We start from the raw sequence: 21,528 nt of genomic DNA, 5'->3' as shown, positions 1-21,528 counted from the left end.
GCCAACATTCGCAGCAAGTAACTAACCGGTGCGTTATTTAAGACCAACGAAGCGCTGCTGTCAACGAGGGTTGCAGCCGATCTGGACGGAGGGGCGAGTTGAAAAAATGTATGGATGTCGCGAAGGCGGTCGAGCAGATCTTCGACGGCGCGACGATTGCACTGACAGGTTCGGGCGGCGGTCTGCTCGAAGCGGACGCGGTGCTGGCTGCCCTGGAGCAGCGCTTTCTGGCGACGGGGCATCCGCGCGATCTCACGATCGTGCACGCGCTCGGCATTGGCGACGGCAAAGGCAGCGGCCTCGGACGATTCGCGCACCAGGGCATGGTGCGGCGCGTGATCGGCGGTCACTGGAGCTGGTCGCCCGCGATGCAGCAACTGGCGAAGGAGGAGGCCTTCGAGGCGTACAGCCTGCCCGCCGGGGCGATTTCCACCTTGCTGCGCGAGATTGGCGCGGGCCGCCCGGGCCTGATCACGCATGTCGGCCTGCGCACGTTTGTCGATCCGCGCGTCGAGGGGGGAAAGCTCAATGCGCGCGCCACCGAAGACCTCGTGGAACTGGTCGAACTGGATGGGCGCGAGTACCTGCGCTACAAGCCGTTCAAGGTGGACTTCGCGATTGTTCGCGGTTCGAGCGCCGACGCGCACGGCAACGTCACGCTGCGCCGCGAGCCGGTTGATCTGGACACCTATGCAGTGGCGCTGGCCGCGCACAACAGCGGCGGCCGCGTCATCGCCCAGGTCAAGGCGTGCATGCCCGAAGGCGAGTCTGTGCCGGCGCGGCTCGTGAGAATACCCGGCGTGCTGGTGGATGCGGTTGTCGAGGCGCCGTCGCAGGTGCAATGCACGGTCGCCGACTACGACCCGGTGCTAAGCGGCGAGACGCGCGACACGCAATGCGCGGTGGAGCCCGAAGTGCCGACCGGCATTCGCTATCTGATCGCGGCACGCGCGGCGCGGGAACTGGGCGAGGGGTGCTCGGCCAACTTCGGCTTCGGCATTCCGGGCGGCATTCCGGGCATCCTCGCGCAACAGGGGCGGCTCGGCACGTTCTGGGGGTCCGTGGAGCAAGGCATCCACAACGGCGAAATGCTCGACGGTCCCATGTTCGGCACGGCGCGCAACGCGCACGCCATTCTCTCAGGCGTCGATCAGTTCGACTTCTACAGCGGCGGCGGCATCGACGTCACGTTTCTCGGCATGGGCGAGATGGACGGCGAGGGCAACATCAACGTGTCGAAGCTCGGCCCGACCGTGGTGGGGCCTGGCGGCTTCATCGACATCACGCAGGGCGCGCGCAAGATCGTGTTCTGCGGGGCGTTCGAGGCGAAGGGGCTGGAGGTCGAGCAGCACGGCGAGCGCGTGACCATCACGCGCCCGGGCAGCGTGCCGAAACTCGTGCAACGCGTGCAGCAGATCACCTTCAGCGGCGCGCAGGCACGCATTGCCGGCCAGGAAGTGTTGTACGTGACCGAGCGCGCCGTGTTCCGGCTGGAGCGTGATGGCGTGCGCCTCATCGAGGTGACGCCGGGCATCGATATCGAACGGGACGTGATCGCCCGCATGGGCTTTCGTCCGCTGGTCGATGCGGCGCTGCTCGCGCGGCGCGGTGCGCTTTCGCAGGAGCGGGCGGCATGAACGCCCACGCGCGCCCGCCGGTTCGATGCGCGCCTCGCGGCGCGCATGGCCTACGGGTGCACGAGGCGAAGGATCGTGTCGATGTTGAACGCGAGACGATTCTTCAACGCATCCTTGCTCATGAAGTCGATGTCGAAGATGACGCCGCTCGTGTAGCGGTTGGTGAGGTAGTAATAGCCGATGGCCGCCATCGTGATGTGAAGCTGGCGGGCGTCCACGCCGCTGCGGAATGCGCCGGCCTCGACGCCGCGATCGAGAATGCGTTGCAGCATCGAAATGAAGCCGTGGTGCAGTTCGCGGAATCGTTCGGACTTCTTGACGTGTCGCGCCTTGTGAAGATTCTCGCTGTTCACGAGCGTCATGAACTCCGGGTTCTTCAGGTAGTAGTTCCACGTATGCGTGACGAGCGCGACGAGCGCCTCTTCGGGCGTGAGGTGGTCGAGGTCGAGTTTGAGTTCGGCGGAGCGGATGTCGGCGTAAGCCTCTTCGAGCACGGCGACGAACAGTTCCTCCTTGCTGCCGAAGTAGTGATAGATCATCCGCTTGTTCGACTTCGCCCGCGTGGCGATGGCTTCGACGCGCGCGCCCGCAAGGCCGAGTTTCGCGAATTCCTTGGTGGCCGCTTCGAGAATGCGGGCGCGCGTGACTTCGGGGTCGCGCTGGCGCGGCGGCGCCTTGGTGACGGGGGCCGATTTCGCGGCTCGACCTCGGGTCGGGGTTTCAAGGCTCATGGGTAGTGGTCGTATAGGGGTGAATTTGGGCACCGGCAACGGGTGCTTCTTGTCAGCGAATATAGACCAAAAAGGCGTTGTCAGGAAGTAACCGGATGGTGCAGAATGTGCAAAAAATCGGAGTGCCGGAAACGATCGACCTGGCCTTCCGGGCATCAACACGGAGACGTTACATGAGCAACCTGAGTGAACTCGTCGCCGCCTCGCGGCTGCCGGGCGAACCGATCCACACCCCGATGTTCATCGGGGGAAAACCCTGGCGCGGCTCGCAGGACGAGCGCGTGGTGCGCAAGAGCCCCGCGCACGGCGTGGCCGTGACCAGCACGCAGCGCGCGAGCGTGGCCGACCTGGACGCCGCCGTGTCGGCCGCGCGCCAGGCGTTCGACGACGGCCGCTGGTCGCGCCTCCCGGGCGAGCAGCGCGCCACGGTGCTGCTCAAAACGGCGCAACTGATCCGCGAGCAGGCGGACACCCTGGCGTGGTTCGAAACGCTCGAAAGCGGCAAGCCGCTTGCGCAGTCGCGCGGTGAAATTCTCGGCGCGGCCGGCATCTGGGAATATGCGGCGGGCCTCGCGCGCATCGTGCACGGCGACACGCACGACTCGCTGGGCGAGCGCATGTTCGGCCTCGTGCTGCGTCAGCCCGTGGGCGTGGTCGGCATCATCACGCCGTGGAATTTTCCCTTCTTCATTCTCTCCGAGCGGTTGCCGTTTGCGCTGGCCGCTGGTTGCACGGTGGTCGTGAAGCCGGCCGAACTCACGCCCACGACCACGCTGAGGCTGGCTGCGCTGCTCGCTGAAGCGGGCTTGCCCGAGGGCGTGGTCAATGTCGTGACGGGGCTCGGTTCGGTCGTGGGGCAGGCGCTCGCCGACCATCCGGACGTCGACATGATCTCCTTCACCGGCTCCACGTCGGTGGGGCAGTCGGTCATGCGCGCGGCGGCCGGCAACATGAAGAAGGTGGGGCTCGAACTGGGCGGCAAGAATCCGCAGATCGTCTTTGCCGACGCGGATCTCGACGACGCGGCCGACGCCATCGCGTTCGGCATCTCCTTTAACGCCGGTCAGTGCTGTGTTTCCGGGAGCCGGCTGGTCGTGCATCGTTCGGTCGAGGCCGAACTGGTCGAGCGCGTGCGCGCGGTGCTGGCCAGGGTGCGCGTGGGCGACCCGCTCGACGCGGCGAACCATGTCGGCGCCATCGTCGAGGCGCGCCAGTTCGCCAAGATTCGCGGCTATATCGAAGCGGGCCGCGAATCGCAGGCCCAACTCGTGTGCGGCGGCGAGTCGAGCAGCGAAGGCGAACGCTATTTCGTGAGCCCGACGGTGTTTCGCCATGTCGATCCGCGCGGCGCGCTCGCGCAGGAAGAAATTTTTGGCCCGGTGCTCGCGGTCACGCCGTTCGACACCTTCGACGAAGCCGTCGCGCTCGCCAACGGCGTGCCGTTCGGTCTCGCCGCGAGCATCTGGACGCGCGACCTCGAAGGCGCGATGCAAAGTTTGCGCGCCGTGCAGGCGGGCCGCATCTGGGTCAACTGCACGATCACCGGCGGCCCGGAATTGCCGATCGGCGGCTTCAAGCAATCGGGAATCGGCCGCGAAACAGGCCGCTACGGCCTTGAGGAATATACCGAGCTGAAGTCGGTGCACGTGCAACTTGGCGCACGCGCGCGCTGGATGGCCTGAACCGCGGCGGCAGGACGGCCGCGTCTCGCAACGGGCGCGGCCGGTTGAAAAAAGCAATGGAGACAGTGATGTTTGACTACGTGATCGTGGGTGGAGGGCCGGCCGGCTGCGCGCTGGCAGCGCGGCTGAGCGAAGATCAGGCCGTGCGGGTGCTGCTTCTGGAAGCCGGCCCCGCGGATACCGACCCGTACATCCATATGCCCGTGGGCTTCTTCAAGATGACCGGCGGGCCGTTGACGTGGGGCTACAAGACGGTCGCGGGCAAGCCGACGCAGCAGCGGCAGATCCCGTTTGCGCAAGGGCGGGTGCTCGGCGGCGGCGGCTCCATCAACGCCATGGTCTATACGCGCGGCCAGCCCGCCGACTACGACGGCTGGGAGCGCGAGGGCTGTGCCGGCTGGGGATTTCGCGAGGGCGTGCTGCCCTACCTGCGCCGCATGGAGGACAACGAACGCCTGTGCAACGAGTACCACGGCGTGGGCGGCCCGCTCGGCGTTTCCGACCTCATCACGGTCAACGAGATGACGAAGGCGTTCGTGCGCGCGGGCCAGCAGGCGGGCATGCCGCACAACAGCGATTTCAACGGCGAGCAGCAGGCGGGCGTGGGCGTCTATCAGGTGACGCAGCGCGGCGGGCGTCGATGCAGCGCGGCCGTCGGCTATCTCAACCCGGCGCGCGGGCGGCCGAACCTGACGATCCGCACGGACTGCTTCGTGTTGCGCGTCGTGATCGAAAACGGCCGCGCGGTGGGCGTCGAACTGGCCGACAAGGACAACCGCGCGAACACCAGCGTCGTGCGCGCCGAGCGCGAGGTGATCGTGACCGCGGGTGCGATCGGCTCGCCCAAGCTGCTGATGCTCTCGGGCATCGGCCCGGCGGCGGATCTCGAACGCGCGGGCGTGAAGCCGCGTCTTGCGCTGGAAGGCGTCGGCCAGAATCTCCAGGATCACTTCGACATCGATATCGTCTACGAGCTGAACGGCCCGTACAGTCTCGACAAGTATGCGAAGAAGCATCTCATGTTGATGGCGGGGCTCCAGTACAAGCTCTTCAACTCCGGGCCCGTGACGTCGAATATCGCCGAAGGCGGCGCGTTCTGGTATTCGGACCCGGGCGTCGCCACGCCCGACCTCCAGTTCCATTTCCTGCCGGGCGCCGGTGTCGAAGCCGGGGTGCCGCCGGTGCCCTCGGGGTCCGGCTGCACGCTGAATTCCTATTTCCTGCGCCCGCGCAGCCGCGGCAGCGTGGCGCTGTCGAGCGCCGACCCGGCCGCCGCGCCGCTCATTGACCCCGCGTATATTCGCGACCCCTATGACCTTCAGGTCGCCGTCGAGGGCATTCGCCAGAGCCGGGAGATCATGAGCCAGTCCGCGATCAGCAAGTACCTCAAGCGCGAGCACTTTCCGGGGCCTTCCGTGCGCACCCAGGCCGACTATGAGGCGTATGCGCAGCAGTACGGCCGCACGGGCTATCACCCGGTGGGCACCTGCAAGATGGGCGTCGACGCGTTGTCGGTCGTCGATCCCGAACTGCGCGTGCACGGCATCGAGGGACTGCGCGTGGCGGACTCGTCGATCATGCCGCGCATCGTGAGTTCGAACACGAATGCGCCCACGCTGATGATCGCCGAAAAGGCGGCCGACCTCATTCGCGGACGCTGCGCGCCGGCGAGCGTGGCCGCGCCCACGAGCCTCGCGCGCACGGCTTCGCGCGAACCGGTTCCCGCAGCAACAGCCGCAACAGCATAAACAACCGTACCCGGCCAGCCGGGTACCACACAGTCAGTAACTAACCAGTTATTTACGTTGGCGCTTAACAGGTGCCGAATCCATGGAGGAGACATCATGTCCAGTTTTGATCGTTCGACCTTGAGCCGGCGTCAGTTCATGAAGCTGGGGGCCGGCGCCGCGGTCGCCGCGGCAAGCGGCGGACTCTCGTCGCTCGCGTTCGGCGCGCAGCCCGTCACGCTGGCGTGTTCGTTCCGCTCGCTGACGAGCCCGTACTACGTGGCGTTCAACAAGGGCGCGCAGAACTTCGCGAAGAACGCCGGCCTGTCCTACGTGCCGCTCACGACGGAAGGCAGCTCCGAAAAGGGCATTGCCGACGTGCGTGCGCTGTTGCAGAAAACCGGCGGCAATCTCGTGCTCAACGTCGACCCGAACGATTCGGCCGACGCGCGCGTGATCGTCGAAGCCTGTGCGAAAGCCGGTGCGTTCGTGACGACGATCTGGAACAAGCCCAAGGATCTGCATCCGTGGGACTACAACCCGAACTACGTGGCGCATCTTTCGTTCGATGGCGTCGCCAACGGCGAAGCCACGGCCACCGAACTCTTCAAGTCCATGGGCGGCAAGGGCGGCGTGGTGGCGCTGGGCGGCATCTTCAGCAACGTGCCTGCGATCGAGCGCAAGGCAGGCCTCATGGCGGCGCTCAAGAAGTTCCCCGGCATCGAACTGCTCGACTTCCAGGTGGCCGACTGGGACTCGCAGAAGGCGTTCCCCATCATGCAGGCGTGGCTCACGCGCTTCAACTCGAAGATCAAGGGCGTATGGGCGGCCAACGACGACATGGCGCTCGGCGCGATCGAAGCGCTGCGCGGCGAGGGTCTGGCCGGCCAGTTGCCCGTTTCCGGCATGGACGGCGACCAGCAGGGACTCGCCGCGCTCAAGGCCGGAGAGATGAATTCAACGGTCTACTTCGACCCGTACTGGCTCGGCGGCATCGGCCTTTCCATGGGCCTTGAGGCGAAGCAGCAAAAGCTTCAGGTCGCCTCGCTTTCGAAGGACAAGCGCGAAATGTTCTGCAAGCCCACGCTCGTGACGAAGGCCAACGTGCAGCAGGTCATGGCGTTGCAGGCCGCGCCCACGGCCGACTGGAACAATCTCTATGCCCGCGTGGCCGGGCCGGTGGTGTATCGATGAACAGGCTCACAGCAGCGCCCGGCCGAGGGGGCGTTCATGGCTCGACACCCGGCGTTCATGCGCTCGCCGCCCCGCAAACAGTGAGGCGGCTCGCGCCGCTCATCGTGCTGATCGTGCTGGGGCTCGCGATCGGCGCGGTGAACCGCGACTTCTTCGACCCGATGAACTTCGCGCGCATCGCCGTGGCGGCGGCCATCCCGCTCACGATCGCGCTTGGCGGCACCTATGTGATCCAGCTTGGCAGCATCGACCTGTCGGCCGAAGGCATCGTCGCCGTGGCGGCCATCGCGGTGTCGATGCTCGTTGAGAACTCCATCAACGATAACCACTTCGGCCTGTGGACGGTCGGCGTGGCGGTGGCGGCGGGCCTGGCGCTCGGGCTCGCGAATGGCGTGCTGCACGTGCTGCTGCGCATCCCGTCGTTCATCACGACGCTCGCCGTGGGTTTCATCGCGACCGGCATCGGCACCGCCTGGCTTTCGGGCAACACCATCCGCGTGACCGACTCGGGATTGCGGGGCCTCGCCATCACGCGCTATCTGGGGCTGCCGCTCACGGTGTGGATCGCCATTGCCTGCCTGGTCGTCGCATGGGCCGTGTCGCGTCACACGCTGCTCGGCCGCCACGTGCTCGCCATTGGCGGCGGCGAGGAACTCGCGCGCCTGAACGGCGTGCGCGTGCGACAAGTCCGCATCGCCGTGTTCGCGCTCGCGGGCGCCTTCTATGGCGTGGCCGGTGTGCTCGCCGTCGCGCAATACGGGCAGGGGCACGCGCTCATCGCGAACGGGCAATTGTTCGTCGCGATCACCGCCATCGTGGTGGGCGGCACGTCGCTGGCGGGCGGCAACGGCGGGCCGCTCAATACGCTGGTCGGCACGCTGATCGTCGTCGTGCTCGCCAACGGCATGGTGCTGCTCGGTGTTCCGCCGTACGTGCAGCAAGGCATTCAGGGTGCGCTGATTATCCTGGCGGTGACGCTCGCGTTGAACCGCTCCCGCAAGCACATCGTCAAGTAGGGGAAAGACATGCTCTCCTTGAATCACATTACCAAGCGCTTTCCTGGCGTGCTCGCGCTCGACGACGTCTCGATCGAGGTGCGTCCGAACGAGATCGTCGGCCTGATCGGCGAGAACGGCGCGGGAAAATCCACGCTGATGAAGCTGTTGACAGGGGCCTATCGTCAGGACTCCGGCGAAATTCTGCTCGGCGGCGAGCCGCTCGTCATTCGCAACCCGCGCGAGGCCACCTCGAAGGGCATCGCCATGGTGTACCAGGAGCAGTCGATCCTGCCGAACCTCACGGTTGCCGAGAATCTCTTTCTTGGCCGCGAGCAGGCGTTCGTGCGCTTTGGCCGCCTCGACTGGGCGAAGCTGCGCCGGGCAGCGCAGAAAGAACTCGAGATGGTGCACCTCGACGTCGATCCGTTGACGCTGTGCGAGGACCTCTCGTTCGGGCAGCGCCAGATGGTCGAGCTTGCCCGCGCGTTGTCGCTCGCGAGCCACGCCGGGGGCATGCCCGTGATCCTGCTCGATGAGCCGACTTCCGTGCTGGAGTCGGCCGAGATCGAGATACTCTTTCGCCTCGTACGCGAGCTGAAATCGCGCGCTTCCTTCGTGTTCGTTTCGCATCGTCTGGATGAGCTGCTGTCGTTGAGCGATCGCGTGTACGTCATGAAGGACGGGCGCACGGTTGCGCAGATGAACAGCGCCGATGCTTCGGTGGCGAGACTTCACGAGTTGATGGTGGGGCGCTCGCTGCACGGCGAGTACTACCGCGAAAACCTGCAAAAGCCGCCGCGCAGCGAGGTCGCGCTCGCCGTGCGCAATCTGTCCATGGGTCATGCGCTGAACGACGTGTCGTTCGAAGTCCGCTGCGGCGAGGTGTTCGGCATTGCGGGCGTGGTCGGCTCCGGGCGCGAAGAGTTGTGCCGCGTGATCGCGGGACTCGAAAAGCCCGATGCGGGCTCGGTGCAGGTGGGCAGCGTGCGGCTCAAGCCCAACGCCCGCCATGCGGTGAGCCTGGGTGTCGGTTATGTGCCGCGCGAGCGCAAGGTCGAGGGCATCGTCACGCCGATGAGCGTGGCGCAGAATCTCACGCTCTCCCACCTCGGCGGCGTGAGCCGCGCGGGCGTGATGCGCCGTGCGAATGAGCGTGAGATCGCGCAGACGTGGATCGAGCGCCTGCACATCAAGACGCCGGGCCCCGATGCGTCGTGCCGCAACCTCTCCGGCGGCAATCAGCAGAAAGTGGTGCTCGCGAAATGGCGCTACGCCGGAAGCCGCGTGCTCGTGCTCGATCATCCCACGCGCGGGCTGGACGTCGGCGCCAAGGAAGAGGTGTACCAGCTGATTCGCGAACTGAGCGCGGAAGGCGTGGCCGTGGTGCTCACCGGCGACACCCTCGAAGAGATTCTCGGCCTGAGCCATCGTGTGATGGTGATGCGCGACGGCCGGGCCCAAAAGACGCTTGACTGCGAGGTCGGCCGCAAGCCGGCGCAGGTCGAGATTGTCGAGTACATGATGTAAGGAAACGCCATGTCGACTTCCCAAACCGCACAGGGTCACGCGCCGCAGGTTTCGTTGCGCGCGAAACTAACAGACTACGCACCGATCATAGCGCTCGTCGCGCTCTATCTGCTGATCGAGATCGTGCAACCCCACTTCCTGATGCCGTCGACGCAGCTCGGCCTGCTCGCGGACAGTTGTACCTTGTTCGTGATGGCGGCCGGGACAACGTTCGTTATCCTGATCGGCAGTATCGACTTGTCGTTGCAGGCGGTGGCGTCGCTCGCGAGCGTCATTGTCGCGCTGCTCGTGCCGCGTTTCGGGCCCTACGCCGCTGTGATCGCGCTGGCGGTGTCGTTCGGCATCGGCATCGTGAGCGGCATGATCCAGACCGTGCTGCGCATTCCGTCGTTTGTCGCGACGCTTGCGGTGGGCGGCATCGCTTCGGCGGCGGCCCTCGTGCTTTCGGGCACGCGCTCGATCGGCATTGACGACGACGTGAGAAAGTCCACGCTCGGCTGGACGACGGGGAGCACGTTCGGCATTCCGCATGAAATCCTCCTCTCTATCGTGGTGTTCGCCATCTGCCTGTTTCTGCATCGGCGCACCGTGTTCGGCCGGCACGTGGACGCCATCGGCGCGGGCGAACCGGCGGCCATTGCTTCGGGTGTGCGCGTGGCGGGCAACAAATGGCTCGTGTTCGGGACGTCGTCGCTTTTCGCGGGGCTGGCGGGCGTGATCATGGCGGGGCGGCTCGGTAGCGGCTCGCCGACGCTCGCGGACCAGTTTCTGCTGCCTGCCATCGCGGCCGTCATCGTCGGCGGCACCGCGCTCACGGGCGGCGCGGGCGGCATTGGCCGCACGCTGATCGGCGCGCTGCTCGTTTCGGTCACGCGCGTGGGCATGACGTTCGTGGGCGTGAGCGTGTTCGCGCAGCAGATCGTGTTCGGCGTCATTCTGGTCGTTGCCGTCACGGTGGCGTTCGACCGTTCGAAGGTTCTGGTCATCAAGTAAAGGGTGCGACGTATGAAGGTGCTGGTGTGTGTCAAACGCGTGGTGGACTACAACGTGAAGGTGCGGGTGAAGTCGGACGGCACGGGCGTGGATATCGCCAACGTGAAGTTCTCGATGAATCCGTTCGATGAGATTGCCGTTGAAGAAGCGATGCGGTTGAAGGAAGCGGGTGTTGTTACGGAAGTGATCGCGGTTTCTTGCGGTCCTTCGCAGGCGCAGGAAACGCTGCGCACGGCGCTGGCTATCGGTGCGGATCGCGCCGTGCTGGTCGAGTCGAACGAGGATCTGCAACCGCTGGCCGTGGCGAAGCTTTTGAAGGCGCTGGTCGATAAGGAACAGCCATCGCTCATCATCCTCGGCAAGCAGGCGATTGACGACGATTCGAACCAGACCGGGCAGATGCTCGCCGCCCTGGCTAATCTGCCGCAAGCGACGTTTGCTTCAAAGGTTGTCGTTGCCGATGGCAACGTCACCGTGTCGCGTGAAGTGGATGGCGGCGCGCAAACGCTCGCGCTCACGTTGCCCGCTGTCGTCACGACCGACCTGCGCCTGAACGAACCGCGCTATGTCACGCTGCCTAACATCATGAAGGCGAAGAAGAAGCCGCTGGAAACGCTCAAGCCTGAGGACCTGGGCGTAGACGTTACGCCGCGTTTGAAAACGCTGAAGGTCGCGGAGCCGCCCAGGCGCAGCGCAGGCGTGAAGGTACCCGACGTTGCGGCGCTGATCGACAAGCTGAAAACCGAAGCCAAGGCGCTGTAAGGGAGCGATTGAGAAATGACGATTCTGGTTATTGCCGAACACGACAACGCGAGCGTCAAGGCCGCGACGCTGAACACCGTGGCTGCTGCACAAAAGATGGGCGGTGATGTGCACGTGCTGGTCGCGGGCCACAACGCGCAGGCCGCAGCCGATGCGGCAGCGAAAATTGCAGGCGTTGCGAAGGTGCTGCTGGCCGACGCGCCGCAACTCGCACAAGGTCTCGCTGAAAACGTCGAAGCGACGGTCATCAGCATTGCGAAGAATTATTCGCATATCCTTGCGCCCGCAACAGCATCGGGCAAGAACGTCACACCGCGCATTGCCGCGAAGCTCGACGTCGCGCAGATCAGCGACATCACCGCTGTGGCCGCGCCCGACACGTTCGAGCGTCCGGTCTACGCTGGCAATGCAATTGCAACGGTCCAGTCCAACGATCCGGTCAAGGTCGTCACGGTCCGCACGACCGCGTTCGACGCCGTCGCGGCCGAAGGCGGCAACGCCACAATCGAAAAGCTCGAAGCCGCAGCGGACAGCGGCCTTTCGCAGTTCGTGAGCCGCGAAGTCACGAAGCTCGACCGGCCCGAACTCACGAGCGCGAAGATCATTGTCTCAGGTGGCCGCGGTCTTGGCAGCGGCGAAAACTACACCAAGGTTCTGGAACCGCTCGCCGACAAACTCAACGCAGCCCTGGGCGCATCACGCGCCGCAGTTGACGCGGGCTACGTGCCCAACGACTATCAGGTCGGTCAAACCGGCAAGATCGTCGCGCCGCAACTCTATGTGGCGATCGGCATCTCCGGCGCGATTCAGCACCTCGCGGGCATGAAGGACTCGAAGGTCATCGTCGCCATCAACAAGGACGAGGAAGCGCCGATCTTCAGCGTGGCCGATTACGGCCTCGTGGGCGATCTGTTCGAGGCGACACCCGCGCTGGTTGCCGCGCTCCCGCAACGCTAGACCCGAACGCGACCAGGAGCCTGCCCGGATGAGCACACTGCGCGTTGCCATGATCGGCGTCGGACTGGCGGCCGCGCCTCACGCACTCGCCCTGAAGGATCTGGCGCGGGAGGTGGAGGTGGCCGGCGTGACCGGGCGCAGCGCCGTGCGTGCTGCAACGTTCGCGCGCGAGCACGGCTTCGCCCTCGCGCCCTCGTTCGACAGCGTGGTGGCCGATGCCTCGATCGATGCGGTGCTCATCCTGACGCCGCCGCATACGCATCTCGAACTCGTCGAAGCGGCTGCCGGAGCGGGCAAGCATGTGCTGCTCGAAAAGCCGCTCGACGTCTCGCTCACGCGCGCCCAGCGGTTGACCGCATGCTGCCGGCGAGTGGGCGTGCGCCTTGGCGTCGTGTTCCAGAACCGCTTTCGTCCGGCGGTCCAGCAACTGGCCACGCTCCTGCAAAGCGGTGCGCTCGGGCGGCTCGCGAGCGCGGGCGTGGAGGTGCGATGGTGGCGCGATCAAGCGTATTACGACGAACCGGGCCGGGGCACCTACGCGCGAGACGGCGGCGGCGTGCTGCTCACGCAGGCCATCCATGCGCTGGATTTGCTGCTTTGGCTCGCGGGCGATGCATCGGTCGTTAGCGCTGCGTGTTCGACGACAACGGTTCACCGGATGGAATCGGAAGACTACGCTTGCGCGGCATTGAAATTTCAATGCGGCGCGGTGGGCCGCGTTTTCGCCACGACGGCGGCGTATCCCGGCTTTCCGGAGCGACTGGAATTTGTCGCAGCAAATGGCACGGCGGTGCTCGAAGGCGGGCGGCTCGACATCTACTGGCGCGATGGGCGGCGGGAATCGTTCGAGGAGAAAGAGGCCGCGTCGTCCGGTTTCGGTGCACAGCCGATGGCGTTCGATCATGGTCCGCATCGCGCGCTCCTGGCCGGCTTTATCGCCGCCATCCGCGAAGGCCGGCCGGCGCCCGTGACGGGAGACGACGCGCTCAAGGTGCAACGGCTCATAGCCGCAATGACGGCGAAGGGAGGGGCGGAACATGACGCCGGAAATTGACGGAGATACCCGCATCGTGGCCATTCTGGGCGACCCGGTCGCCCAGGTGAAATCGCCACAGTTGTTCAATCGGCGATTCGCGCAACGGTCGCTGAACGCGGTCCTGATTCCTTTTCATGTGAGCGCGGACAAGCTAGGCGTGGTGCTCGACGGACTGCGCGCGATTGCCAACGTGGCGGGCGTGGTCGTGACCGTGCCGCACAAGGTCTCCGCCGCGAAGTACGCCGCCGCTCTCACGCCCGTGGCGCGGGCGGTCGGTGCGGTCAACTGCCTGCGGCGCGAGCCCGATGGCGCATGGACAGGCGCGATGTTCGACGGTATCGGCTTTGTCGATGGCCTGGCTGCGCGCGGCCATACCGTGCGAGGCCGGCGCATCTTGCTCGTGGGCGCGGGCGGCGCGGGAGCCGCGGTGGCGCACGCATTGGTCGAACGGGAGGCGGCGAGTCTGGACGTGTGCGACGTACGCGCGGATTCGCGGCAAAATCTGCTCCATGCGCTGCGGGCGTATGCTTCGAATACGGCCGTTCAGGAAGGGGAAGCCCGCGCCTCGAGCACGCACGATCTGATCATCAACGCTACGCCCTGTGGCATGCGAGAGGGCGACCCGATGCCCGTAGACATTGGCGACGCACGCCAGGGCGCGCTGGTTGCCGATCTGATCATGAAGCCCGCTACGACGCGCCTGCTTGCCGAAGCGAAAACGCGCGGCCTCGCGACACACGAGGGGCGGCATTTGCTCGAGCACTCCGTGGGCTCCATCGCGGACTTTTTTCGCTTGACCCCGGCATGCTCAGGAGGCGGGGAAAAGCGGGGGAAAAACGGGGAAAACCCGATTGTGACGAGCGGGCAAGCCCACTACCATCGCCAATAAGTAACCATCCGTAGAGTTACTTTCTACGTCGAGTTCGCAGGCTTTTACCATCGTTGGCCAGGATCGATGCCTGGCTCAGGAGAGACGAATGAACCCAGCAGCGAAACGCAGGTGGCCCCGATCGGGGCTGGAAACCACGGTCATGGGCTTCGGCGCGGCGCCGATCGGCAACATCTTCAGGCCGATCAGCGAGGAGGATTCGGCCGGGCTCATCAAGGCCGCGTGGGACGCGGGCGTGCGCTACTTCGACACCGCGCCCATGTACGGGCACGGACTGAGCGAAGCGCGCTGCGGCCAGGGGCTGCGCTGGTATCCGCGCAACGAGTTCGTGCTGTCGACCAAGGTCGGCCGTTTGCTGCGCTCGCGTCCTCGCGCGGAGATCGACTTCACGCCTTGGGTTGACGGCCTGCCGTTCGAGATGCGCTTCGACTACAGCTACGACGGCGCGATGCGCTCGATCGAGGACAGCCTGCAACGCATGGCGCTGGAGCATATCGACATCGCGTTCATTCACGACATCGACAACTACACGCACGGGCCGCAGCAGCCCGCCATGTTCGAGCAGGCGATGACCGGCGCGGCCAAGGCGCTGCTCAAGCTGCGCGACGAAGGCGTGGTGAAGGCGATTGGCGTGGGCGTGAACGAGTGGCAGGTGGCGCAGGAGGCGCTGGTGCGCAACGACTTCGATTGCGTGCTGCTCGCGGGCCGCTACACGCTGCTGGAGCAGGACGCGCTCGAAAGCTTCCTGCCCCTTTGCGTGGCGCGCAACGCATCGGTCGTGCTGGGCGGCGGCTACAACAGCGGCATTCTCGCGACAGGTGCGGTGCCCGGTGCCAAGTACAACTACGCACCGGCGCCGGAGCCCGTGCTCGAACGAGTACGCCAGATCGAGCACGTTTGCCGCGAATTCTCCGTGCCGCTGAAGGCCGCCGCGCTCCAGTTCGTGCTCGGCCACCCGGCGATTCCCACCAATATCCCGGGCGCGCGCTCCGTCGCTCAACTCGACGAGAACATCGAAACGTTCCGCACGGAGATTCCATCGGCCTTCTGGGCCGAACTCAAGCGCCGCGAACTGATTCGCGAAGACGCACCGACGCCTTAGTCCACGAGCGTGCCGGGCAACGTCCCGGCTCAAGGTCGATCGGCATGCCGCGCGCGCTCCCGCGCGTGGCAGGGGCGCGGTCGTCCGTTTTCTTCCCGTCGTATTCACCGCGAGAGAGTCACGCCATGAAAGCAGCAGTCCTGGTTGCGCCTGGCCAACTGGAAGTGCGAGAGGTACCGGTTCCAGCGTGCGGTCCGCACGATGTCCTCATCAAGGTCGAACGCTGCGGCATTTGCGGGACCGATCTGCATATCTATCACGGCAACTATTCGCGTGACCGGTTGCCGCTCATTCCGGGCCATGAGTTCGCCGGCACGATCGCCACGCTGGGCGAAGCCGTGACTGGTTTGCGCATTGGCCAGGCCGTGACCGCCGATATCAACATCGGTTGCCGCGAATGCTTCTATTGTCGCAAGAACGAAGTGTTGAATTGCGCACGCGTGACTCAATTAGGTATCCATATCGATGGCGGGATGGCCGAGTATATTCGCGTGCCGGCGTACGCCATCGTGCCGCTGCCGGCGGCCATGCCTGTGGAGACGGGGGCGCTCGTGGAGCCGCTCTCGTGCATCGTGCGTGCGCTTCGCAAGAGCCACGTGCGCGTGGGCGAGAGCGTGCTCGTGATCGGCGGCGGTCCGATCGGGCAAATGCATCTGCAACTCGCGCTGCGCGTGGGCGCCGCGCCTGTGATGCTGGTGGAGCCCAACGCCGAACGGGCGGAACTGGCGCGAACGCTGGGAGCCGATATCGTCGTCGCCGATCTGGACGAAGCGCAAACGGCCATGCGCGCGGCAACGGACGGTCGCGGTGCCGATGTCGTGGTCGAAAGTGTCGGCTCGACCGACCTGTATGAGCGCGCGTTCACGCTGATCCGGCCGGGCGGGCGCGTGATCGCGTTCGGTCTCGCCAAGCCGGGACATACGTTTCGTATCAGTGCGCTCGACTTTGTGCTGCGCGAGCAGGGCGTTCAGGCGAGCGTCGCCGGAATGGGCGACGACATGCACGAGGCCGCCACGCTTCTTGGCTACCGGCGTATCGAAACTGCGCCGTTCCTCACCACGGTCTACCGGCTCGACGACGTGCAAGCGGCGTTCGACCGGCTTTCGGAGGACCGCAGCGTGCTGAAGATCCAGGTGCAGGTCGCCTGAGGCGGGCGCGTTCCCTAGGGCAGGCGCGGGAGAGACAGAATGAAAGGCAGGAGTACGTAATGGTCGCACTCGAAGTCAAGGGCATCGGCAAATCGTATCCTGGGGTGCGCGCCCTGGATGGCGTGTCGTTTTCGTGCCGGCGCGGCTCCGTCCATGCGCTCGTTGGCGAGAACGGCGCCGGGAAGTCCACGCTGATCCGCATCCTGAGCGGCGCGGCGGCACAGGACGAAGGTTCGCTGGTGCTCGACGGCGAGCCGTTCAATCCGTCCACGCCCCGCGACGCGGTCAGCGCAGGCGTGTCGACGATTTATCAGGAGTTCAATCTCATTCCGGAGCTGAGCGTGGCCGAGAACATATTTCTCGGGCGCGAGCGCACGGTAAGAGGCTGGCTGGACAGCGCGACGATGCAACGCGACGCCGCGGCATTGCTCGAACGCATAGGCGCGCCGATTGACGTGCGCCGCCGCGTGGCGACGCTCTCCGTCGCGCAGCAGCAGCTTGTGGAAATTGCACGCGCGCTTGCGGTATCGGCACGCGTGCTGATCATGGACGAGCCGTCCGCAACGCTCTCCGAGCACGAACTCACGCTGCTCTACGAGATCGTCCGCAGCTTGTCGCGAGAGGGCGTCACGATCCTGTACGTCTCTCACCGCATGGACGAGATCTTCGACCTTTGCGACACCTGCACGGTGCTCAAGGACGGCCGTGCGGTTTGCACGCGCGCGGTGGCCGATCTGGATCACGCGTCGCTCATCGGCCTGATGGTCGGTCGCGAAGTCGATACGCGCTTTCCGCCGCGGCGTGAGGCGCATGGTGCGCCAATCGTGCTCGACGTGCGCGGCCTGACGCTTGAGAGCGGCGTGCACGACGTGTCGTTCACCGTGCGTGCGGGCGAGGTGGTCGGACTCGCCGGGCTCGTCGGCGCCGGGCGCACCGAAGTCGCGCGGGCGCTGTTCGGGCTAGGCGGTGTGACGGCGGGAAGCGTGACGCTGGCGGGGCGCGCGCATCGGCCAAAGTCGGCGGCCGAGGCCATCGAAGCCGGCGTGGCGCTCGTGCCGGAGGATCGCAAGGCCCAGGGCCTCGTGCTCGGCCTGAGCATCCGCGAAAACGCCATGCTGCCCACGCTGGCGCGCGTGAGCCGGTTCGGCTTCGTCGACAAGCGCCGCGAGCGCTCACAGGTCGATGCCGTGTGCCGGCGCCTCGCGGTGTCGGCTGCGGGCTCCGAGGTGCCTGTGGGCACGCTTTCCGGCGGCAACCAGCAGAAAGTCGTGTTCGGCAAGTGGATGGCGCATGACACCACCTTGCTGATACTCGACGAACCCACGCGCGGCGTGGACGTGGGCGCGAAGGCCGAGTTCTACCGGCTGATCGACGAGATCGCGCGCAGCGGCAAAGCGGTCTTGCTGATTTCCTCCGAGCTTCCCGAACTTCTCGGGCTGGCCGATCGAATCGTCGTGCTGCGCGATGGCCGGGTTTCCGGCGAACTGCCGGGCCGCGACGCGACGGAAGTGTCCGTTCTTCAACTGATGGCGAGGTGAACCATGGCAATTGCAGAACCGGTCCCCCAGGGTTTGGCGACCGCACGCTTTTCGGATCGGAGCTACCGCCGCATCCAGCTTATCCAGCGCTACGGGATCGTGGCGATATTTCTGCTTTTATGCGCCGCCGCCGCGTTGTCTTCGCCGGTGTTTCTGAGCGTCGACAACCTGCTCAACGTCGTGCGGCAGGTCTCGGTTGTCGGGCTCGTTTCGCTCGGCATGACGTTCGTCATTCTCACTGCCGGCATCGATCTCTCGGTGGGTTCGATTCTGGGTCTCGCCACCCTGGCGGTGGCGAGCCTCAAGCCGTACGGCGGCGTTGCGGCCTTGTTCGGCGGCGTGTTCGTCGCGCTGGTTTGCGGCTGGGTCAACGGGGTCATCACGACGCGCGGGCGCATTCAGCCCTTCATCGTCACGCTCGGCATGATGACCGCGCTCGTGGGCGTGGGGCTCGCATGGTCGGACGGTCAGCCGCTGATCGGCGTGTCGCCGGGGCTGGCGTGGATCGGGCGCGGCAAGCTCGCGGGCGTGCCCGTTCAGGCGATCGTGTTCGTCGTCATGACCGCGTTGAGCGCGCTCGTGCTGCGCAAAACGCGCTTTGGTCGGCACATCTACGCCGTGGGCGGCAATGCCGAGGCGGCGCGCCTCTCGGGCGTGCCGGTGGACCGCGTGCGCGTGATCGCCTATTGCATCTCGGGCGCGTTCGCGGGAATTGGCGGCGTGGTGATGGCCACGCAGTTGAACATCGGCGAGGCGAACCTGGGCAAGGGGCTGGAGCTCGATGCCATTGCCGCCGTGGTGGTGGGCGGCACGAGCCTGATGGGCGGTTCCGGCAGCATAGGCGGAACGGTGATCGGCGTGATGATGATCGGTGTACTGAATAATTTGCTGAACCTGTTGAACATCCCCGCCTATACGCAGTTGATTGTGAAGGGCGCGATTATCGTGGGGGCTGTCCTGATCCACGCCCGGATCGGCCGCACGAAAGGGCGATAAGTGCCCGAAAAGCGGCCGTTGAATTCATTGAACCATCCATACGATCAAGCAAGGAGACGATGATGCTGCAATCCAGATTCGTACGCTGCGCGGTGGCGCTTTCGCTCGCCGCAGGAACCGCCGCGGGCGCGCAAGCTGCCGATACCGTGGGTCTTTCGCAGGAGAGCCTCGACCATCCGTGGCTGGCCACCGAGCGCCGCCAGATCGAGGCGGTGGCGCGCGCGGCCGGCGTGAACCTGATCGCGACCGACGGCCAGGGCAGCGTGGCCACGCAGATCGCCGGAATCGAGGACATGGAGTCCAAAGGCATCAAACTGCTCCTCGTGCAGGCGGCGAAGGCCGAAGGGCTGCGCCAGGAACTCGAATCGCTCAAGGAGCGCGGCGTGCCCTACATGTTCGTTGGCAAGCCCATCGAGAACGCGGGCGCGGTCACCATGGTTTCCGGCGACAACCGGGCGCTCGGCACCGATGCGGGTCATTTCATCGTCGAAACGCTCACGCAGAAAAACGGCAAGCCCAAGGGCAATCTCGTCGTGCTGGAGGGCATTCCCGGCGACGAGACGTCGCTCAATCGCGTCGGCGGCATGGAGGCGGTGACGAAGACGTATCCCGACATCAAGGTGGTCGCACAACAGCCGGGCGATTATCGCCGTCCAAAGGCTTATTCAGTCATGCAGAACATTCTTCAGGCTCACCCGGCCGGGACGGTCGATATCGTGTTTGCCGCCAATGGCGAGATGGCGCTGGGTGCGATTCAGGCGATCAAGGAAGCGGGACGCTCGAAGGAAATCAAGGTGGTGGGCCTGGATGGCCAGAAGGAAGAGTTCGACGCGATTCGCGCAGGCGACGAACTGGCGACCTGGCTCTATCCGCCCGCAGGCACGGAGGGCATGCAGGTCGCCCTGCGCATTCTGAAGGGCGAGAAAGTGCCGCCGAAGATCACGCTGCCCACGGTGCGGGTCACGAAGGCGAATGTGGATTCGGTCAAGCCGGCCTTTTGACGACGCGCGCCATAGGACCATCAGGAGGCAAGGCATGAAAGTGCATGGACTGGAGCACATCGGTTTCACCGTCCCGGATCTCGACGAGGCGGTGGCGTTCTTCGCGAAGGTATTCGGCGCGGTGACCGTGATGGAGACGGGCCGGATCGAGGCCGACGACGCCTTCATGAAACGGCGGCTCGGCGTGCCGGAGCACTGCCGAATCGAGGACATCAAGGTCCTGCGTTGCGGCAACGGGACGAATCTCGAACTGTTTCGCTACTCAGGCGATTCGAACGACGCCCCGCTCAAGCGCAACAGCGAAGCGGGCGGCTTCCATCTGGCGTTTCAGGTGGACGACGCGCACGGCGCGGCAACGCGCCTGCGCGAAGCGGGCGTGGACGTGCTCGAAGGCCCGACCGACGTCGAGACCGGTCCGATGGCCGGGCTGACATGGGTGTATTTGCGCGCGCCGTGGGGGCAATTTCTCGAACTGGTCAGCCACCGCCATGCGCTCGCGTACGAGCGCGAAGGCGCTCCGAAGCTCTGGTCCCCGGTGGGGCCCGCGCAATGACCGGGGCCACGAGCGCGAAAAGGAGGGGTGAGCCGATGCAGGAGCGGGAGATTGTCTTTCCGGCTCGCGGCGAGATCGTCTTTGAGCCGTGTGCGCAGCCGGAAAACCTGGGCGCGCATGAAGTGCGCGGCAGGACGATCGCGACGCTGGTGAGCCCGGGAACCGAGCTGGCCTGGTCCGACAACGGGCCGTTTCCCGTGCGGCCCGGCTACGCCGCGGTGTTCGAAGTCGAAGCGGCGGGTAGCGCGGTGTCCGGCGTGGCGAAGGGCGAACGGCGGCTTTGCATGGGGCCGCACCGCAGCTTTCAGCAAGTGGATGTCCGCTACACGGTGCCGATCGAACCGCACATGGCGGTGCGCGAGGCACTGCTCGCCCGGCTGATCGGCGTTTCCATGACGACGCTGATGACGACGCGCGCGCGCCCCGGCGACTGGGTCGGCATAGGCGGCGCGGGCCCGGTCGGCTATCTCGCGGCGCATCTGTTCCGTCTTGGCGGCTACCGGGTCTTCGTTGTCGAGCCCGATGCCGTGCGCCGTGAGCGCGTGCTTGCGTCGGGCATTGAAGCGGCGTTCGCGGCGATGCCCCTCGATCACGCGAAGCTGCTCGGGAACGTAGCGCTGATGGTGGACTGCTCGGGCCACGAGCAAGCCGTGCTGGACGCATGCCGCATGGTGCGCCAGGGCGGCGAGGTCGTGCTGGTCGGCGTGCCCTGGCGACGCCGCAGCGACGCGAGCGCGCACGAACTGCTCGACGCGGTCTTCGGCGGCTTCGTCCATCTGCGCAGCGGCTGGGAATGGGAGTTGCCCCTTCTGCGCCAGCCGTTTCGCTGGGAGGCACTCACCGGAGGCTACAACAACAGCGCCCACAGCATCCTCTCGGGCCTCACGCACGCGGTGCGTTGGCTGGGCGAGGGACGTTTTCCCGTCGAGGGGCTGTTTCGCCACGCGAACCCGGAGCACGCCGGCGACATTTACGGCGCGCTGCGTACGGGCGAAGTCGACCCACCGTTCGTGGTGTTCGACTGGCTTGACGCCGCCGCCCACTGACGACTCTGTGA

The 21,528-nt window shown here is 65.8% G+C and carries 19 protein-coding genes; 18 read left to right on the top strand and 1 reads right to left on the bottom strand.

Annotated features, from left to right (window positions below):
- The first annotated feature begins 110 nt into the window (after nt 1-110).
- Complete coding sequence (locus C7401_RS30870; RefSeq protein WP_112175188.1) at nt 111-1,637, top strand: acyl CoA:acetate/3-ketoacid CoA transferase; 1,527 nt, start codon at nt 111-113, stop codon at nt 1,635-1,637.
- Nucleotides 1,638-1,687: 50 nt separating this feature from the next.
- On the opposite strand, the gene C7401_RS30865 is transcribed toward C7401_RS30870, so the two are convergent.
- Nucleotides 1,688-2,368, bottom strand: coding sequence for a TetR/AcrR family transcriptional regulator (locus tag C7401_RS30865; RefSeq protein ID WP_112175187.1), 681 nt, complete (start codon nt 2,366-2,368; stop codon nt 1,688-1,690).
- A 173-nt stretch (nt 2,369-2,541) separates the two neighbouring features.
- On the opposite strand from C7401_RS30865, the gene C7401_RS30860 reads away from it, so the two are divergent.
- The 17 genes from C7401_RS30860 (at nt 2,542) to C7401_RS30780 (ending at nt 21,517) form a co-directional block, all read left to right on the top strand.
- A complete protein-coding gene (locus C7401_RS30860) occupies nt 2,542-4,050 on the top strand; it encodes an aldehyde dehydrogenase family protein (RefSeq protein WP_112175186.1) in 1,509 nt (502 codons plus the stop codon).
- Between the two features lie 68 nt (nt 4,051-4,118).
- Nucleotides 4,119-5,798 carry a GMC family oxidoreductase gene (locus tag C7401_RS30855; protein WP_112175185.1) on the top strand — a complete coding sequence of 560 codons (1,680 nt, stop codon included), beginning with the start codon at nt 4,119-4,121 and terminating at the stop codon, nt 5,796-5,798.
- A gap of 96 nt (nt 5,799-5,894) precedes the next feature.
- Entirely contained in the window at nt 5,895-6,971 is a 1,077-nt protein-coding gene (locus tag C7401_RS30850; protein WP_112175184.1) for a sugar ABC transporter substrate-binding protein, read from the top strand.
- The gene (locus tag C7401_RS30845; RefSeq protein WP_112175183.1) at nt 6,968-7,987 is read left to right on the top strand and encodes an ABC transporter permease; all 1,020 of its coding nucleotides are present in this window, start codon (nt 6,968-6,970) and stop codon (nt 7,985-7,987) included. Before C7401_RS30850 ends, C7401_RS30845 begins: the two co-directional genes overlap by 4 nt.
- A 9-nt stretch (nt 7,988-7,996) precedes the next feature.
- Nucleotides 7,997-9,496, top strand: coding sequence for a sugar ABC transporter ATP-binding protein (locus C7401_RS30840; protein ID WP_112175182.1), 1,500 nt, complete (start codon nt 7,997-7,999; stop codon nt 9,494-9,496).
- Nucleotides 9,497-9,505: 9 nt separating this feature from the next.
- Nucleotides 9,506-10,489 (top strand): ABC transporter permease, encoded by a 984-nt coding sequence (locus C7401_RS30835; protein ID WP_112175181.1) that lies wholly within the window; start codon nt 9,506-9,508, stop codon nt 10,487-10,489.
- A 12-nt stretch (nt 10,490-10,501) separates the two neighbouring features.
- The gene (locus tag C7401_RS30830) at nt 10,502-11,251 is read left to right on the top strand and encodes an electron transfer flavoprotein subunit beta/FixA family protein (protein ID WP_112175180.1); all 750 of its coding nucleotides are present in this window, start codon (nt 10,502-10,504) and stop codon (nt 11,249-11,251) included.
- Between the two features lie 15 nt (nt 11,252-11,266).
- Nucleotides 11,267-12,208 carry an electron transfer flavoprotein subunit alpha/FixB family protein gene (locus tag C7401_RS30825; protein ID WP_112175179.1) on the top strand — a complete coding sequence of 314 codons (942 nt, stop codon included), beginning with the start codon at nt 11,267-11,269 and terminating at the stop codon, nt 12,206-12,208.
- Between the two features lie 28 nt (nt 12,209-12,236).
- Complete coding sequence (locus C7401_RS30820; RefSeq protein ID WP_112175178.1) at nt 12,237-13,262, top strand: Gfo/Idh/MocA family protein; 1,026 nt, start codon at nt 12,237-12,239, stop codon at nt 13,260-13,262.
- The gene (locus C7401_RS30815; protein WP_112175177.1) at nt 13,246-14,133 is read left to right on the top strand and encodes a shikimate dehydrogenase family protein; all 888 of its coding nucleotides are present in this window, start codon (nt 13,246-13,248) and stop codon (nt 14,131-14,133) included. The genes C7401_RS30820 and C7401_RS30815 overlap by 17 nt, the downstream gene beginning before the upstream one ends.
- A gap of 88 nt (nt 14,134-14,221) precedes the next feature.
- Complete coding sequence (locus tag C7401_RS30810) at nt 14,222-15,235, top strand: aldo/keto reductase (protein ID WP_112175176.1); 1,014 nt, start codon at nt 14,222-14,224, stop codon at nt 15,233-15,235.
- 125 nt (nt 15,236-15,360) lie between these two features.
- Entirely contained in the window at nt 15,361-16,383 is a 1,023-nt protein-coding gene (locus C7401_RS30805) for a zinc-dependent alcohol dehydrogenase (RefSeq protein ID WP_112175175.1), read from the top strand.
- A gap of 59 nt (nt 16,384-16,442) precedes the next feature.
- Entirely contained in the window at nt 16,443-17,921 is a 1,479-nt protein-coding gene (locus tag C7401_RS30800) for a sugar ABC transporter ATP-binding protein (RefSeq protein WP_112175174.1), read from the top strand.
- A 3-nt stretch (nt 17,922-17,924) separates the two neighbouring features.
- Entirely contained in the window at nt 17,925-18,917 is a 993-nt protein-coding gene (locus C7401_RS30795; protein WP_112175173.1) for an ABC transporter permease, read from the top strand.
- Between the two features lie 62 nt (nt 18,918-18,979).
- Nucleotides 18,980-19,918 carry a substrate-binding domain-containing protein gene (locus C7401_RS30790; protein ID WP_181565732.1) on the top strand — a complete coding sequence of 313 codons (939 nt, stop codon included), beginning with the start codon at nt 18,980-18,982 and terminating at the stop codon, nt 19,916-19,918.
- Nucleotides 19,919-19,952: 34 nt separating this feature from the next.
- Entirely contained in the window at nt 19,953-20,471 is a 519-nt protein-coding gene (locus tag C7401_RS30785) for a VOC family protein (protein WP_112175171.1), read from the top strand.
- Between the two features lie 35 nt (nt 20,472-20,506).
- Nucleotides 20,507-21,517 (top strand): zinc-binding dehydrogenase, encoded by a 1,011-nt coding sequence (locus C7401_RS30780; RefSeq protein ID WP_112175170.1) that lies wholly within the window; start codon nt 20,507-20,509, stop codon nt 21,515-21,517.
- Nucleotides 21,518-21,528 lie beyond the last annotated feature (11 nt).

This window comes from Paraburkholderia unamae (assembly GCF_003268775.1).
Lineage (GTDB): Bacteria > Pseudomonadota > Gammaproteobacteria > Burkholderiales > Burkholderiaceae > Paraburkholderia > Paraburkholderia unamae.
Note: the sequence above shows the minus strand (reverse complement) of the source record. Positions and strands in the feature narration are given on the sequence as shown.

Excerpts from the sequence above, each read along its gene's own strand:
- C7401_RS30795 (WP_112175173.1), top strand. The coding sequence starts at position 17,925 with ATGGCAATTGCAGAACCGGTCCCCCAGGGTTTGGCGACCGCACGCTTT.
- C7401_RS30810 (WP_112175176.1), top strand. The coding sequence starts at position 14,222 with ATGAACCCAGCAGCGAAACGCAGGTGGCCCCGATCGGGGCTGGAAACC.
- C7401_RS30800 (WP_112175174.1), top strand. The coding sequence starts at position 16,443 with ATGGTCGCACTCGAAGTCAAGGGCATCGGCAAATCGTATCCTGGGGTG.
- C7401_RS30820 (WP_112175178.1), top strand. The coding sequence starts at position 12,237 with ATGAGCACACTGCGCGTTGCCATGATCGGCGTCGGACTGGCGGCCGCG.
- C7401_RS30785 (WP_112175171.1), top strand. The coding sequence starts at position 19,953 with ATGAAAGTGCATGGACTGGAGCACATCGGTTTCACCGTCCCGGATCTC.
- C7401_RS30815 (WP_112175177.1), top strand. The coding sequence starts at position 13,246 with ATGACGCCGGAAATTGACGGAGATACCCGCATCGTGGCCATTCTGGGC.
- C7401_RS30830 (WP_112175180.1), top strand. The coding sequence starts at position 10,502 with ATGAAGGTGCTGGTGTGTGTCAAACGCGTGGTGGACTACAACGTGAAG.
- C7401_RS30780 (WP_112175170.1), top strand. The coding sequence starts at position 20,507 with ATGCAGGAGCGGGAGATTGTCTTTCCGGCTCGCGGCGAGATCGTCTTT.
- C7401_RS30865 (WP_112175187.1), bottom strand. The coding sequence starts at position 2,368 with ATGAGCCTTGAAACCCCGACCCGAGGTCGAGCCGCGAAATCGGCCCCC.
- C7401_RS30860 (WP_112175186.1), top strand. The coding sequence starts at position 2,542 with ATGAGCAACCTGAGTGAACTCGTCGCCGCCTCGCGGCTGCCGGGCGAA.
- C7401_RS30850 (WP_112175184.1), top strand. The coding sequence starts at position 5,895 with ATGTCCAGTTTTGATCGTTCGACCTTGAGCCGGCGTCAGTTCATGAAG.
- C7401_RS30805 (WP_112175175.1), top strand. The coding sequence starts at position 15,361 with ATGAAAGCAGCAGTCCTGGTTGCGCCTGGCCAACTGGAAGTGCGAGAG.
- C7401_RS30790 (WP_181565732.1), top strand. The coding sequence starts at position 18,980 with ATGCTGCAATCCAGATTCGTACGCTGCGCGGTGGCGCTTTCGCTCGCC.
- C7401_RS30845 (WP_112175183.1), top strand. The coding sequence starts at position 6,968 with ATGAACAGGCTCACAGCAGCGCCCGGCCGAGGGGGCGTTCATGGCTCG.
- C7401_RS30870 (WP_112175188.1), top strand. The coding sequence starts at position 111 with ATGGATGTCGCGAAGGCGGTCGAGCAGATCTTCGACGGCGCGACGATT.
- C7401_RS30835 (WP_112175181.1), top strand. The coding sequence starts at position 9,506 with ATGTCGACTTCCCAAACCGCACAGGGTCACGCGCCGCAGGTTTCGTTG.
- C7401_RS30855 (WP_112175185.1), top strand. The coding sequence starts at position 4,119 with ATGTTTGACTACGTGATCGTGGGTGGAGGGCCGGCCGGCTGCGCGCTG.
- C7401_RS30840 (WP_112175182.1), top strand. The coding sequence starts at position 7,997 with ATGCTCTCCTTGAATCACATTACCAAGCGCTTTCCTGGCGTGCTCGCG.
- C7401_RS30825 (WP_112175179.1), top strand. The coding sequence starts at position 11,267 with ATGACGATTCTGGTTATTGCCGAACACGACAACGCGAGCGTCAAGGCC.